A 13,550-nucleotide genomic window follows, 5' to 3' on the forward strand; every position below is an offset into this window, starting at 1 on the left:
AGGCAGTCACTGATCACAGGAGGATCCGGATGCAGGGCAAGCACGGTCATCTCAGCCGGGAGCAGAAGCAGCTCGCGCTCAGGCTTCACGCGAAGGGCTGGCGGCTGGTCGACATCGCCAAGGAGATCGGCTGCAGTGCGCCGATGGTCGGCATCATGGCCCGCACCGGCAGGCACGTCGATGCCAAGCCGTTCGGCTGGGAACCACGTCAGGGCTGCCTGACGATTGACGAGCGCGAGCAGATCCTGCTGGGGATCAATCGTGGCGACACCTTCACCGCGATCGCCGAGCAACTGGGCCGCGCGGTGTCGACCGTCAGCCGTGAGGTGAAGCGCGGCGGCGGTCGCTGCGGCTACTCGGCCTGGCATGCGCACGAACGCGCCCGCGAGCAAGCACGCCGCCCGAAGCCATTCAAGCTCGCGACGGGCCGGCTGCTTGAGGAGGTCACCAGTCGGCTCGAGCAACTGTGGTCGCCCGAGGAGATCGCGGCGCGCCTACGGTTGGATCACGCCGATGATCCGGAGATGCGCGTGAGCCACGAGACGATCTACCAGTCGCTGTTCGTGCAAGGCCGGGGCGAGCTGCGCCGCGAGCTGGCGCGGTGTCTGCGGTCCGGACGAGCTGCACGCAGGCCTCGCGGAACCACTGACGGCCGCGGCCGCATCCCCGGCATGGTGATGCTCAGCGAGCGCCCCGCAGAAGCCGACGACCGCGCTGTTCCTGGGCACTGGGAAGGCGATCTCATCCTCGGCCAGGGCAGCCGCAGCGCCGTCGGCACGCTCGTTGAGCGCTCGACGCGAATGACGCTGCTGCTGCACCTGCCCGACGGCAAAAGCGCCGAGCAGGTCGAGGCCGCGATGCGCGCCGCGATCAGCAAGCTGCCGTCCTCATTGGCCCGGACGATCACCTGGGACCAAGGCGCGGAGATGTCCAAGCACGCCGCGTTCACCACGGCCACGGGCATTCCGATCTACTTCTGCGATCCCCACTCGCCCTGGCAGCGCGGGAGCAACGAGAACACCAACGGTCTGCTGCGCCAGTACCTGCCCAAGGGCACCGACTTGAGCGTCGTCAGCCGCGAGAAGTTGGACGCGATCCAAGACAGCCTCAACGGACGCCCACGCAAGACGCTGGGCTATCTGACACCATCAGAGAAGCTCGCAGAGTTCCTTGCGCCCACCGCTTGAATCCGCCATCTCGTTGGCCCGACGCAGCTCCCGGACCTCGCGCTCAAGCTCAGCCAGCCTGGTTGCGTCATCAGTCGTCGTGCCCGGCCGAACGCCCCCGTCGATCTCGGCCTGCCGGACCCAGTTCCTTAGCGCCTCGGGATGGACCCCGAGCTGATCGGCGACCCGCTTGATCGCGCCATGAGAAGGTTCTTCCGGGCGTCCAACCCTGTGCGTCAGGCTGAGGTGAGACACCACTTCTGAGTTCCTTCCCTGCACGGGGCGAGAAGCGAGACACCTGATGACCATGACGTTGGCCGATACGACGGCGTTCGATGATGGGGTGGTGACCCCGAGAGCTGACCGTCCGAAGCGACGCACGTTCACCGCGGAGTACAAGGCGAGGATCCTGGCCGAGTACGACGCCGCCGACCACGGCGAGCGGGGCGCGATCTTGCGCCGGGAGGGCCTGTACTCCTCCCATATGGTCGACTGGCGCAAGGCCGCCCGGGCGGGCGCAAGCTCCGCGCTTGGACCCAAGTCACGTGACCGGCGGGACCGGGAGATCGAGCAACTGCGGGCGCGTGCGGAGAAGGCCGAGGCCGAGCTGGCCCGGACGCAGGCCGCGTTGGACCTGGTGGGAAAAGCACACGCGCTCTTGGAGACGCTCTCCGAGAGCACGGGCACGCCGAAGCCGCCGCAGCGGTGATCAACCCTGCCGTCGACGAGCTCGCCGTCCACACGAGCGTGAAGCAGGCGTGCGACCTGTTGGGACGTGCGCGGGGTAGCCACTATCGCGCCCAGCGGCCCAGGGTGCATGGCCCGGCACCGAAGCGGCCCACGCCACCGAACGCGCTCACTGTCGCCGAACAGGAGCAGGTGCTCGCGGCGTTGACCAGCGAGCGGTTCTGCGACAAGTCGGTGGCGCAGACGTGGGCCACCCTGCTGGACGAGGGCACCTACTGGTGCTCGATGTCCACGATGCACCGGCTGCTGCGTGCCTGCGGCGCGGCCGGTGAACGTCGCCGGCAAGCCGTCCATCCGGCGAAGAAGAAGCCCGAGCTGCTCGCCACCGGGCCCGGGCAGATCTGGTCGTGGGACATCACCAAGCTCCGCGGTCCCGGCCGCGGGGTCTGGTTCCAGCTCTACGTCGTGCTCGACATCTTCTCCCGCTACGTCGTGGCCTGGACCGTCCAGAACGCTGAGGACTCCGAGATCGCCAAGACCATGCTCGAGGAGGCGATGGGCGACCACGGGATCCCTGAGGCGGTCCATGCCGACCGGGGCACCTCGATGACCTCCAAACCCGTCGCGCAGTTGCTGCTCGACCTGGGTGTCGACCGGTCTCATTCCCGACCGAGAGTGTCGAACGACAACCCGTTCAGCGAGTCGGCGTTCAAGACGCTGAAGTACGCGCCTGTCTTCCCCGACGCGTTTGGGTCGCTGGCCGACGCGAGGGCGTTCTGTGAGGCCTTCTTCACCTACTACAACCACGAGCACCGCCATTCCGGGATCGGGCTGCACACCCCTGCGTCGGTCCACCACGGCACCGCCGCCGAGATCCGCGTCCAGCGTCAGGCCACCCTCGACGCCGCGCATGCCGCTCACCCCGAACGATTCGGCAACCGCCGACCCCAGGCGCCGAAGCTGCCCAAGGCCGCCTGGATCAACCAGCCCTCACCGGAGGCCCTCATACAGACCGCGTAACGAGACGTGTCTCAGACTGCTTGACATCTTCCGCAACGCCATCCGCGTCGACCGCTGCTGGAGCTCAGCGCTGTACTTTCCTCGGTGCTGCCATGACTCTCATCCTTCACTGGATTGAGAGCCTCCATCAGACCCGGGGCGATTCACAACCACGCCGCAGTCCGGGCACCCGGTCAGGTCGGCGTCGGACTCGACATCGATCCGCACGGTGCCGTCGTCGAGGTTGGTCACGTCGAGGAGGTGCATCCCCTCGACACCAAAGAGTTCATCAGCCCGCGGGCACCACCGAGAAGACGGCGAGGGCCCACAGGCGCACGTAGAATGAGCCATCGTCAGGGTCTTTCGTTCAGCAGCTTGGTCGTCGTCGATCGTGAAGGCCCTGACGCCTTCTCAGCCCTCTGACACGCCGCCCGTGACGGACACCTCAACCACGCTCATCTGGGAAGGGCCACCAATCCACGGTTCCCGTGGAGTCCTCCGGCACCATGCTGCATTACAGGCTCGCGCGCGGCACAGGGTGACCGGGGTCAACCACGACGGACCCTAAGCATCCACCCGACACTCCCGACACGGCTACCGCCGGACGTCGGAATCTTCGCGCCCCATCGTGCGCCCCGAACGCGGCGCCGAACTGCTGGATTGTGAAGCGCCGTTTCACCCGGCGCTGACAAGCGGTCGTCGAGGACCGGGCGGCGCTCGGGATTGGTTCTTCTGACGTCGGCAACCTTGCGGACGAGCGGCAGGTCCGTACGTCAGGATCACGAGTCCATTTGGCGTCGAAGGCTCGGGTCGACGACGGTCACGATCACGAGTAATCCCGACACCAAGATCAAACATATGGCGAGCCGTCCGATGCCTGACTGGTGCCCACCCCCGGAAAAGGCGAGCGTGATCACTCCTGTCGCGATCATGGCGCCGATATACTGTGCGGTTCGGGAAAGGCCAGCACTTGCAGCTACTTTGGCGCGAGGCGACGCCTGATAGACCATAACCTGGTTCGCGACCTGGGCCATGCCATTCGGGATTCCGAACAGAGCCATCATGCAACCTATATAGAGGATCGAACTCGCGCCGTCCAGCGCAAACATTGCAGTGCTAGCTGCGAGGAGCGCGAGGGCCGGGACCAGTAGTGACCAGAGCAGCCCCGGTCCCCAAGTGCCCACGAATGAGGTCACGGCTCCGACTCCCGACATCCCTAAGAGGAGTAGACCGGCCGAACTGGCGGTGAAGCCCCGTTCGTCTTGTAGCCACGGGGTAACGCCGAATATGACTGCGTACACCACAATGAAAGTCAGTGCAATTCGCAAGTAGGTACTCACCAGCGCGCGATTGCTGGCTAGCAGACGGAAGTCGAGGAACGGATCCTCTTTCGCGAGTTCAAACCGCACAAGGGCTAAGATCGCCAGACCAAGGGCCGGGCCAAGCAGGTATGCGGAGCTCGACAGCGTTGCCACCAAAATCTGGAAGATGGTGATCGTTCCCGCGAACAACATTATCCCCGGTACGTCGATCAGCCGCCACACAGGGTATTCACGCGCCGCAGACTGAGTCTTCGGCAGCCAGAGCAAGCCGGCCGCAAGACCCATAGCACCGAGGGGCAGGTTCAGAGCGAACACCGCCTGCCATCCAAGCGTGTCCACCACGACACCACCGAGCAGGGGGCCCACCATAAATGCCACCAGCGCCGCCACGTTGAGAGCACGCAGTGGACCTGCCGGATTCGGCAGTCCTGACAGCTCGGCCTGCTCTCGGACCACCGAGACGGCCGCCGGGTATATCAGCGCGGTGCCGAGGCCCATCGTCACGCGCGACGCCATCAACAACGCGAGGGATGTCCCGAGGGCTCCCACCACGCCCGCAACCGCGACCAACGCAGAGCCTGCCACGAAGAGGCGTCGGCCACCGAACTCGTCGGCCAAGCGTCCGGCGACCGGTTGAGCGACCGCGCTGGCGAGGTACATGACGGAGACCAGCCATGCAACGCCTGCCGTACCGACCCCGAACTCACCGCCGATGGGCGAGAGGGCGGTCGCGATTAAGGTCGAGTTGAGCGGGTTAAGCGCTGCTCCAAAGCAAAGGGTGGAAGTCAGGCGACGACTCATTCGGTACGATCATTGTGGACGTGTCTGAATGCGGTTCGCCGCGACCACGAATCCTTGGAAACACAACGCAGTGGATACTGGTCAACTACGCCGCCGCTAGCCAAACTGGACTTGAACGCCCAACAGGATACCCGCCCGGGGACGCGTGAATAATCGACCACGGGGCGTGCGCCCCCGAGAGTCATCAATTCGCAACCTTTGGGAGCGCGAGATAAATTGCTCCATCGATCACGCTGACCGAGTAAGCCTGGACCGGCAATAGGGCTGGCAGCGATAGCGCCTTACCCGTCACCAGATCAAATCGCGCCCAATGAAGAGGACACTCGACCTGGCAGTCCGCGACCTCGCCATCCGCGAGAGACGCGTCAGCGTGGCTACAGGTGTCAGAAAGCGCATAGAACCGGCCATCGTCATTGAATATCGCCACCGGCTCCGGAAGTTCCGCCAACACAAAACGGACCCCCTCACCCACAGGGACGTCGGTCACATTGCACACCAGTTGATGGGTCGCCGCCTCTGTCGTGCCCATCAACTGTCCCTCGGTGTCCATGATCCGACCGCCATACCCATAAGTCCGCGATAAAACGGTTCGTACGTGAGGAAGTCAAGATGAGGTTCGTCTCCCAACGCGGCCAGAAGGGCGATCCAGGCCCGCAACTCCACCTGCCCGTGCTCGAGCAGGTCTGCGCCAGACAGTTTGCTCAGCTGTCGAGTATCACCGCCTGTGAGGGTATCCACGAGGTGCTTGTCGAAGTCCTCATCGATGTCGCCGTGTCCCGCCTGTCCCCGATAATTTAGCCAGGGATACCCGGCCGTGAAATGGGACCAGCCTCCTGACGCGTAGATGGCCACCCGTTCGTTCGCGGGGCGCTTCGCAGTCACGCGCGACAACAACTCGCCGAATTGCGTGCACCTCCACGGCTCGACCGAGGGATGGTGGATGGCATTCATGAACACGAGAACCACGGGGATTTCCGCGCCCGGCATGATGTTGGCTAGCACCTGCGCATGTGCGTGAGACCTCAGTTCATCGCCTTCGAACCGGCCGACCGAGGCAAGGTCGAAGCCTTCGAGAACGCCTTGCTCGAGGAGGTCACGCGCAAACTCACGATGACATGTGTATTCAGTCGAGCCGCGAATAAGGGGATTCGCGAGAGTGAAATCGCCACCAGCATAAACTGCCAGTTGAGGGATATTCGCGGTACTGAAGTTCTCGTCCTGGTCGTCGCCAACGACGATGAGGACATCCGGGAGCGTGGACGCCAGTTTTGCCCGAATAGCGTTGAGTGCCTCCTGAATAGCCGCGAACCTCTTGCGGTTCTCCTCCATACTCTCTGCAAGGACGCCGTCGGGAACCTCCGGCACGAACCCATAGCGCTCTTGAAACATGCGCCGATTCCGTTCACGGAACTCGTCCCAGTCATCGATCGGCATGAAGGTGAAGGCGTGTGACGAGGCCAAGCCAGCGACTACTTCGCCCATGTGTCCGCCACCTCCGGACGTTGACCCTGCCCTTCCATCACGCCGACGGAGCGAAAGAATGCCAAGAGCACATCTGCTACTTCCTGCGGCGCGTCGGTCTGGGCCTGGTGCCCAGCACCCTCGACCACGTGGAACGGAACTTCCGGGTACAGCTCGCGCATCCCGGTTCCAAGCGATGCCAGAGGGGCCGTCCGATCATCGGCTCCCCAGATCATGGTCCAGGGCACCGAAAGTTGAGCTAGCCGTTCACGCACCGAGAAGACCTGCTGTTGATCGGAATCCTGAACCAGAAGCCGGCGGTAGTCCCAAAGCGAATCCAGCATCTCACGATGCCCCGGCAGTGACGCCACATCGTACCTTGCGTCAACTAGCCTATCGCTGAGATGCCTCGGGTCGTTGACGATGAGACGGAGAAAGTCCTCCAGTGACGCACGGGAACCGTCGAATCTGGGAAGCGGAAGAGCGTGACCGCCATCCCGCAGACCAACTGCCGTCGCGAGAGTTCCGGTAGCGATCACACCGACTTGTCGCACCCGAGCGGGATGGTCCAGCGCGTACTTCATCGCCACGTAGGCGCCCTGCGAGTTCCCGACAAGACGCACCCTGCTGAGGCCGAGGACATCGATGAATCCCGCGACATGGTCGACAAGTGTCTGGAACGAGTAGTCGACCAGTGGCTTGTCGCTGTATCCGGACCCCAACAGGTCGATCGCCAGGACGCGGAACTCGCCAGAGAGTAGCGGCAGGAGCCTTCCCCAACCACTAGCGCCCGATGCGCCTGGGCCGCCACCGTGGACCAGGATGACAGGTTCTCCCTCACCCGCCTCCACATAGTGGGTGTGGACTCCATACACGTTCTCGCGCATGGCTCGCACGTGCGGCACGACCACACTGCGCGACGCGTATTCGTCATTATGCATGTTAGGCTTCCTTGCTCTGGTGCGAGGTGCAAATAAGTCAATAAGACCATGTGCACCCACGCAGGGGCGTACAACTGTCTGGATTATTGGGGGCCGCTCGTGTCCCTGCCAAGGAAGGCAGGATCCAATCGCAGGCGCCTGTCACATGAGTGGCGCCCTCAGAAGAAGATGGCAATGCCCCGCGGCAAAACCGTGTTGTCCAAGTGCACCAAGCGGCGAGCGATTTTCCACTCGCCGTCGACCCGGCGCAAGACGTCCTCGCGGCGCCCCGCCCACCATGCTTCGTCCCGCAACTTCCTGGCCTGCCGAACAGTGAAAGCACTCAAGGCGATCACTTCGTCTGGGTCGCTGCTGGCATCAACAACGACATTGCTGATCAGATGGCATGTCATGGATACTGGTATCTCAACGTGCGAGTAGCCGGTGTCATCCTTGGCGACGCGGATCCTAAGCATGTCCTTGTCGTCCTTGATGATCGGGTGGCCAGCGGGTTCAACCTTTCCTTCCACATACTCGCGGAGGGGAAGAATGTACTCCGCATCCTCCGTGAAGAGGTCCAACCAGTCGTGAAGGCGGTGTTCGTCCAGGATGTGCGCTTCACGAAACAGGAAATCCTCGATTTCCTGTTTCAATTGCCACCGCGTTGACAAGTCATGTGCTGGCATCATCATTTCCTCTCCATCATCTGGAGCCAGAAGCGGTAAAACCGCCGTTGGTTGAACTCGCTCGGATTCGGCCCCATAGTTCCGTGAAGCCCGGCTGGACCTTCGTCCTCCTGGCCCATCTGCAGTCCGTAGTGGAAGGGACGTTCCCAGTTGCGCGTAGGCTTGCCGGCCTCCACCATCCGCTCAAAGTTCTCAACGTCGTCCGGCGCGACGATGCCCGCCATGTGCTGTCCTTGGTGCGCCCGTTGAATCGCTAGATCCTTAACCACCTGAGGCGCCTCTCGCTCGACCATGTTCCACTGCCATACTTCATGCTCTATCGCTCCACGCGGGTGAAACATCAGGAACTGGCGGCCAATCATTGGCGAGAAGAAACCCATCAGCCCGAGGTTCGGAAAGAGGCCGCCATTCATGAAACTGTAGGGGGCTCCCTCGAGATCCTTGGAGATTTCGTCGAGGCGTTGCTTCCGGTGGTGGATCCACTCGACCGCGTCAGTTCCGAGTGTCTTGGCCTCGCTGAGATCCCTCTGAAAGAGGTCATCGCTACCAACGGTCACCATGCCCATGCCGAAGGGAGCGTTTTCAGCTCCCCCAATGGCGCCCTCGTACACGCTCTGTGCGTTGGCGGGATAGGTCGCCATTGGCGCGTCCATACCCTTGCTGACAAATTCCTGCATAACCGCGAGCCACGAGATGTGGGTCGCGGAAAAGACGTGATAGTCGTCTCCGATGAAGTTCTCCGACACAAGCTTCCAGTTGCCCGGGGACCGATATCTGTGCCAGCCCGGGAGCATCTCTAGACCGCCGAGGGGAGCAGCGAGGACGAAGTTCTTTAGCCACCAACTGACGTCCTCGCCCAGCCACGACTCCAAGGAAGGCGCGTCGGGGTCGAATGAAGCGAAAAGGAGTCCGTGGAAGTTCGCCACTTTCGGGACGGTCTCCAGCCCCAGCGCGGATTTGTCCAACTTGCCATGATAGAGAGCCTGTTCCATCGGGACGCCATTCAACTGGCCGTCCAGACCAAAGCTCCATCCATGATATGAGCAAGTAAATCCCTTTGCGTTACCGCGGTCGAACAAGCACACCTGATTCCCGCGATGTGAGCAGCGGTTCACGAGGACGTGAACGTCACCGCGGCCGTCACGCGTCACCACGACGGGAACGTCGCCCATGTAGTTCGTTACATAGTCGTTTATCTTGGGAACCATGTCTTCGTGACCCACCACGAGCCAAGCCTTGTTGAATACCTTGTCGCTCTCCGCGCGGTATACATCTTCATCAAAATGTATCTCAGGACTGACCAGTCCCTGTTCCCAGTCGACGCCAGAAAGCACTTCGTCGATGTTCTTCATGACAGTTCCTTCTCTTTAGGAGTAGTGAATGAAGGGCGGCACGTCAACAAACGATTGAAGTACCATCTTCAATGGGCGAGTTGGCTGATGCAGCCTCATTAAGTCGGGTCGCCGCGTCAATTCCCAGGACTCCCGCCAACTGCATGATGAGCAATGGATGCGACCCGCGGTCGTGAAGGTAGCGAAGATCTCCACCAAGAATCGCAGCGATATCGGTGGAATCGCTGGGTCTGAGGTGAACGTCGGTGTTGCTGCCCGCCACGTTCCCGTCGCCAAGTTGCTCCCCCCTCAGGAAGCTACGGATCAACTCGTCAAGTGGCAGGTTCATCGACGCCCTCCGGGAATAGTCGCGCCAGCGCAATTCCAGTCGCCCACTCACGCACCGCTTCGTAGGCAAGGACCGTCCCCTTCCCTTGCCGAGCGGACATAACCGTCACCCAGTTTCGGATCTCTGGTGCACCGTTTCCGCCCTGCGCTACAACGTCGGACATAGTCATATCCACCACACCTTCAAGGTCCCCGTCACGCACGCGCGCCAGAAAGAGTTCGTCGAACTCAGAGTTGACCTGCCCCATCTGAGGTGTGCCGACCCAGTGGGAGAGCCCCCCCGTGCCAATGATCACCACCCGCTCTTCGTCTGGGCGTTGCTCCGTGACGGCACGGATGAGCCGGCCGAGTTCAGCCGACCGCCGCAACGGTGGCAATGGTTCCGTGCTGGCGTTCTGAAAAATGGGGACGACAGGTATGTCCATCTCTGGACGAATGAGGACCAGTGGCGCCATGAAGCCATGGTCCAATCGCGGATTGACGGAGAACGCCAGGTCGAATCCAGCGTCTATACCTGCGGAAAGCAACTGTCCGGCATAGTCACCGGCCAGGTCCAGACGAGCTGCCGCGAGGCCGCCGTCCGCCCATCCTTCGCAGGTGTCCCCGATTCCAATGCAGATCTGTGGGAAGGCATCGTAGCCAAACGACTTGAGATGTTCGCTGCCGACCACCACGAGAAGGTCCGGCGAGAGCTTCTCCACCTCCTCTCGCACCTGAGCGAAGGCTCTGTGCACGGACTGGTGAACGTGATTGTCAAGGCGATTCTTCCGAATCATCATTGCGGTGTGAGAGACGCCGTAGCCGGCGATGAGCCGGCCCATCATGCTCCCCCAGTTGACCACGCACCGGTTCGATCAACGACCGACTCGAGGAAGTCTCCGAGGACCGCGTTGAACTCAGCCGGCTTCTCAAACTGCGGCCAATGTCCAGCGCGATCCATGAGGTACCAGGCTGCGCCAGGGATTACTTCGCTCGCCCGCTTCCCTACGCTCCATGGCATGGTCGGATTTTGCTTCGTCCACAGCACCAAAGTTGGGCAGGCGATTCTTGAGAGGCGCTCAGATGTGAGGAGCTCCAACGGATCTGGCCCTGTTGTAAAGGAAGTAACGAGCTGGTCAGCAATTGCAAGGAAGTCTGGCCTCGTGTACATCTGAAGACGCGTCTGCACGAGTTCGTCGGTGATGATGGTTGGATCATGCACGAGCCATTCCAGTCGAGTCCGAACGCTCGCAAGAGTCGGGGACGTCACCGCCCGCATGGTTGCCTCTCCTACCTTTTGACCCACCCTTGCTGTGATTGCTGCACCGGCCTCATTCAATTGCAGTCCGGCCCCGGTGACGCTGACCAGCGAGGCGATCCTGTCTGGGTGGTGGATAGCTAGCCAACCGGCAACCCAACCCCCTAGCGACTGACCGACGACATGCGCGCGCTGAGCGCCAATCGCGTCCAGGAACCCTAGAACATGCTCTCCCAGCGCCTGGATCGAATATTCGATCGGCGGTTTGTCGGTGAAGCCATGTCCCAACATGTCGAGCGCGTGGACGCGGAAGGACTGCCCGAGATAGGCGACATTGCGTGCCCATGTCTCGGCGTGCCCACTGATCCCGTGCAGGAGGACGACGGTTTCCCCCTGTCCGGACTCGATGCTGCGCGTTCGCCGGCCGTCAGCAGTTCGGAACTGTACTTCGGTTCCTAGCATTTCGACCCAGAACGAAGGTGCGGTTGACCCCTGGTCGAGTCCGCGTTGTAGGACGCTACCGGCCAACTGCCCCGGCCCGTTGGAGGTCATCCGTTTCCCCCCAGGTCCTCGACCAGAGGGTCCGCGACGTTACTGGGCACTTCCGCCGGCCCATCCTTCCCGACTACCCATGTTCGCCATGGCCGCGGCATACAGGGCGCCCTGGGCGTCGAAAGGAAGGTGAGGGACGCCCGACCTCTCGTATGTCGGCATGGCGGCCTCTAGCCGCGCATAGCCTTCCTCCATGTCAGCGGGCAGTTCGTGGTCGAGCCACGCCGAGTAGTCACCGTACCCGTAGTCGTAGTTCCATTCCGGTACGTAATAAAGGCGACCCGTGGCTCCAGCTGCATTTTGGGAAGCGAGGAAGAGGGTGCAGGGAAGAACGTGTTCGGCTACCGCCGGCCTCATGAAGTAGACGACATCAATGTCATTGAATGCGCGGGCCGTGTCGTCGAACCATGAAGTTCGAGTATGTCCGGGCATGAGGGCGTTGACCGCGATACCTTCAGTGCGGACCTCCTCCGCTAGATAGAATGTCAGCGCAGTCAGTGCCGCCTTGGTGGCTTGGTACGGCATTTCCACGGTCCATGGGCGAAGGCCGTAGAACGCACCACCGCTAGAGACGGAGAGGACGCCACTGCTGACCACATTCAGAATGCTCCCACGACCATTTGCCCTCATTGGCGCGATGAACCGGCGGATTACCTTGAGAGCCCCGAAAAGATTGACGTCGAACATCTTCTGCCAGTCTTCATCCGTCGTGTCGAGGGTGTTTCTGTGCCCCGTAGGGTAGAAGAGCGTCTCGGAAACTAGCGCAGCGTTGTTGATAAGGATGTCAACGGTCCCGAATTGGGCCATCACCAACTCGTAGGCGGTATCCAGCGCAGCATCATCGGTGATATCCACCGTGACCGCTAGCCCATTCTTCGCTTCGAGCTCCTGGCGGAACGCGTCGGCGCCCTCCCACGACTTGTCAACCGCAACCACCTTGGCGCCCGAGCGCATCAGACATTCCGCGATCGTTCGGCCAAGTCCGCGAGCGCCGCCGGTGACTACTGCCACCCGGCCTGACAACTCGCTTCCCCACTCGCGAAATGCCCTGTCCAGCATCTTGGTCTGTTCTTCCTTTGCGGGGATGGAAGCTCCCTCGTCCGGCATTACCACGTTGGTCATCCTCTGCTCTCTCAAATGGCACCAGCGATCTGGGTTCGTCGCCACAGCGGCAACGGCCACTCTTCTGCGTGTGACGCACGTTACGTATCCAGGGCGAATCCGTCTATGGCCAAAATTCGATAGGTTTTATTCTTCAGTGAATAGTTTGAGCCTGGTACCGCACAGCGGCGGGACCCTGAGTCGCCAATGGTCCAGCGCGTCGCCGGCCAGACGGACGCCGTGGAACGGATCCATGACGGCGACCGCGTCGGGTGGCTCCTCAGCGGTGGCAGAGAATGACAAGCCCATTGGGGGACTCCTCAGGTTCCTGTGGGTCCGGATGGGCCGGTTCTCGGCTGATTCGCGTTGCGGGCGCCACTACTGCATTCAACAAGATGCTCGCGATCGCTGGCGCCCATGTCGCCGCGGTGACCTTCACGCCGGAGGCGGATCGTGGTCGACCTGGTCCGTCGCGCCAAGCGGCTGCGGTGCCCGTGCGGCTGGTCCACCCGGGCCGTCTACGACCGGTCGACCCGGTCGTGGCGGGGGCTCGATCTCGGTGCGGCCAAACTGATCCTGCGGGCCGAGATCCGTCGCCTGTCGTGCCGACGCTGCGGCCGTGTTCGGACCGAGGACGTGCCCTGGGCACGGCCGGGTGCTCGGTTCACTCGTGACTTCGAAGACGTGGTGGTGTGGCTGGCCCAGCGGATGGACCAAACCGCGATCACCCGGCTGTTGCGCTGCTCGTGGGAGGCGGTGGCCAACATCGTGGGTCGGGTCGTGGCCGACCAGTTCGACGATGCCCGCCTCGACGAGGTCTACCGGATCGGGGTCGACGAGGTCTCGTATCGCAAGGGGGTGTCAGATTTTCTGTGTAAGGGATCGGTCCATCTGAAAGGAACATGATGGATCTCGTGACCGAGGAACAATCTGGTCGTC

Annotated in this window: 13 protein-coding genes and 1 pseudogene; 4 read left to right on the forward strand and 10 right to left on the reverse strand. The window is 62.2% G+C overall.

All coding sequences use genetic code 11. The features are described 5' to 3' along the window. The first annotated feature begins 29 nt into the window (after positions 1-29). Positions 30-1,187: an IS30 family transposase gene (locus J2S59_RS17185; protein ID WP_306825331.1), complete on the forward strand. Its 1,158-nt coding sequence runs from the start codon at positions 30-32 to the stop codon at positions 1,185-1,187. Positions 1,188-1,193: 6 nt separating this feature from the next. Here the strand turns inward: J2S59_RS17185 and J2S59_RS17190 are convergent. Then, positions 1,194-1,364 (reverse strand): annotated as a pseudogene (locus J2S59_RS17190) (transposase); the annotation flags it as partial. Positions 1,365-1,467: 103 nt separating this feature from the next. On the opposite strand from J2S59_RS17190, the gene J2S59_RS17195 reads away from it, so the two are divergent. Both J2S59_RS17195 and J2S59_RS17200 read left to right on the forward strand, forming a co-directional pair. Beyond that, positions 1,468-1,875, forward strand: a complete 408-nt coding sequence (locus tag J2S59_RS17195; protein WP_292606269.1) for a transposase — start codon at positions 1,468-1,470, stop codon at positions 1,873-1,875. Then, positions 1,872-2,873, forward strand: a complete 1,002-nt coding sequence (locus J2S59_RS17200; protein ID WP_068124538.1) for an IS3 family transposase — start codon at positions 1,872-1,874, stop codon at positions 2,871-2,873. Before J2S59_RS17195 ends, J2S59_RS17200 begins: the two co-directional genes overlap by 4 nt. Before the next feature lie 758 nt (positions 2,874-3,631). On the opposite strand, the gene J2S59_RS17205 is transcribed toward J2S59_RS17200, so the two are convergent. The 9 genes from J2S59_RS17205 to J2S59_RS17245 form a co-directional block, all read right to left on the reverse strand. Further along, a complete protein-coding gene (locus J2S59_RS17205) occupies positions 3,632-4,975 on the reverse strand; it encodes an MFS transporter (RefSeq protein WP_068116310.1) in 1,344 nt (447 codons plus the stop codon). Positions 4,976-5,159: 184 nt separating this feature from the next. Then, positions 5,160-5,504, reverse strand: coding sequence for a bifunctional 3-phenylpropionate/cinnamic acid dioxygenase ferredoxin subunit (locus tag J2S59_RS17210; RefSeq protein WP_068116311.1), 345 nt, complete (start codon positions 5,502-5,504; stop codon positions 5,160-5,162). Continuing rightward, positions 5,504-6,457, reverse strand: a complete 954-nt coding sequence (locus tag J2S59_RS17215) for a DODA-type extradiol aromatic ring-opening family dioxygenase (RefSeq protein WP_306825332.1) — start codon at positions 6,455-6,457, stop codon at positions 5,504-5,506. Before J2S59_RS17215 ends, J2S59_RS17210 begins: the two co-directional genes overlap by 1 nt. Next, positions 6,445-7,377 (reverse strand): alpha/beta fold hydrolase, encoded by a 933-nt coding sequence (locus J2S59_RS17220; RefSeq protein WP_068119510.1) that lies wholly within the window; start codon positions 7,375-7,377, stop codon positions 6,445-6,447. The genes J2S59_RS17215 and J2S59_RS17220 overlap by 13 nt, the downstream gene beginning before the upstream one ends. Before the next feature lie 158 nt (positions 7,378-7,535). Continuing rightward, positions 7,536-8,042: an aromatic-ring-hydroxylating dioxygenase subunit beta gene (locus J2S59_RS17225; RefSeq protein WP_306825333.1), complete on the reverse strand. Its 507-nt coding sequence runs from the start codon at positions 8,040-8,042 to the stop codon at positions 7,536-7,538. A 2-nt stretch (positions 8,043-8,044) separates the two neighbouring features. Next, entirely contained in the window at positions 8,045-9,394 is a 1,350-nt protein-coding gene (locus J2S59_RS17230) for an aromatic ring-hydroxylating oxygenase subunit alpha (protein WP_068119504.1), read from the reverse strand. A 311-nt stretch (positions 9,395-9,705) separates the two neighbouring features. Beyond that, the gene (locus J2S59_RS17235; RefSeq protein ID WP_068119516.1) at positions 9,706-10,542 is read right to left on the reverse strand and encodes a DODA-type extradiol aromatic ring-opening family dioxygenase; all 837 of its coding nucleotides are present in this window, start codon (positions 10,540-10,542) and stop codon (positions 9,706-9,708) included. Next, complete coding sequence (locus J2S59_RS17240) at positions 10,542-11,510, reverse strand: alpha/beta fold hydrolase (RefSeq protein ID WP_181641745.1); 969 nt, start codon at positions 11,508-11,510, stop codon at positions 10,542-10,544. Before J2S59_RS17240 ends, J2S59_RS17235 begins: the two co-directional genes overlap by 1 nt. Before the next feature lie 39 nt (positions 11,511-11,549). Next, on the reverse strand, positions 11,550-12,632 hold the full coding sequence (locus tag J2S59_RS17245) for an SDR family NAD(P)-dependent oxidoreductase (RefSeq protein ID WP_220138375.1): 1,083 nt from the start codon (positions 12,630-12,632) through the stop codon (positions 11,550-11,552). 432 nt (positions 12,633-13,064) lie between these two features. Here J2S59_RS17245 and J2S59_RS17255 point away from each other — a divergent pair, with 432 nt between their 5' ends. Next, entirely contained in the window at positions 13,065-13,517 is a 453-nt protein-coding gene (locus J2S59_RS17255; RefSeq protein WP_306825334.1) for a helix-turn-helix domain-containing protein, read from the forward strand. Positions 13,518-13,550: the final 33 nt, after the last annotated feature.

This window comes from Nocardioides massiliensis, assembly GCF_030811215.1.
Taxonomy (GTDB): domain Bacteria; phylum Actinomycetota; class Actinomycetes; order Propionibacteriales; family Nocardioidaceae; genus Nocardioides_A; species Nocardioides_A massiliensis.

Excerpts from the sequence above, each read along its gene's own strand:
- J2S59_RS17185 (WP_306825331.1), top strand. The coding sequence starts at position 30 with ATGCAGGGCAAGCACGGTCATCTCAGCCGGGAGCAGAAGCAGCTCGCG.
- J2S59_RS17195 (WP_292606269.1), top strand. The coding sequence starts at position 1,468 with ATGACCATGACGTTGGCCGATACGACGGCGTTCGATGATGGGGTGGTG.
- J2S59_RS17205 (WP_068116310.1), bottom strand. The coding sequence starts at position 4,975 with ATGAGTCGTCGCCTGACTTCCACCCTTTGCTTTGGAGCAGCGCTTAAC.
- J2S59_RS17210 (WP_068116311.1), bottom strand. The coding sequence starts at position 5,504 with ATGGGCACGACAGAGGCGGCGACCCATCAACTGGTGTGCAATGTGACC.
- J2S59_RS17215 (WP_306825332.1), bottom strand. The coding sequence starts at position 6,457 with ATGGGCGAAGTAGTCGCTGGCTTGGCCTCGTCACACGCCTTCACCTTC.
- J2S59_RS17220 (WP_068119510.1), bottom strand. The coding sequence starts at position 7,377 with ATGCATAATGACGAATACGCGTCGCGCAGTGTGGTCGTGCCGCACGTG.
- J2S59_RS17225 (WP_306825333.1), bottom strand. The coding sequence starts at position 8,042 with ATGCCAGCACATGACTTGTCAACGCGGTGGCAATTGAAACAGGAAATC.
- J2S59_RS17230 (WP_068119504.1), bottom strand. The coding sequence starts at position 9,394 with ATGAAGAACATCGACGAAGTGCTTTCTGGCGTCGACTGGGAACAGGGA.
- J2S59_RS17235 (WP_068119516.1), bottom strand. The coding sequence starts at position 10,542 with ATGGGCCGGCTCATCGCCGGCTACGGCGTCTCTCACACCGCAATGATG.
- J2S59_RS17240 (WP_181641745.1), bottom strand. The coding sequence starts at position 11,510 with ATGACCTCCAACGGGCCGGGGCAGTTGGCCGGTAGCGTCCTACAACGC.
- J2S59_RS17245 (WP_220138375.1), bottom strand. The coding sequence starts at position 12,632 with ATGACCAACGTGGTAATGCCGGACGAGGGAGCTTCCATCCCCGCAAAG.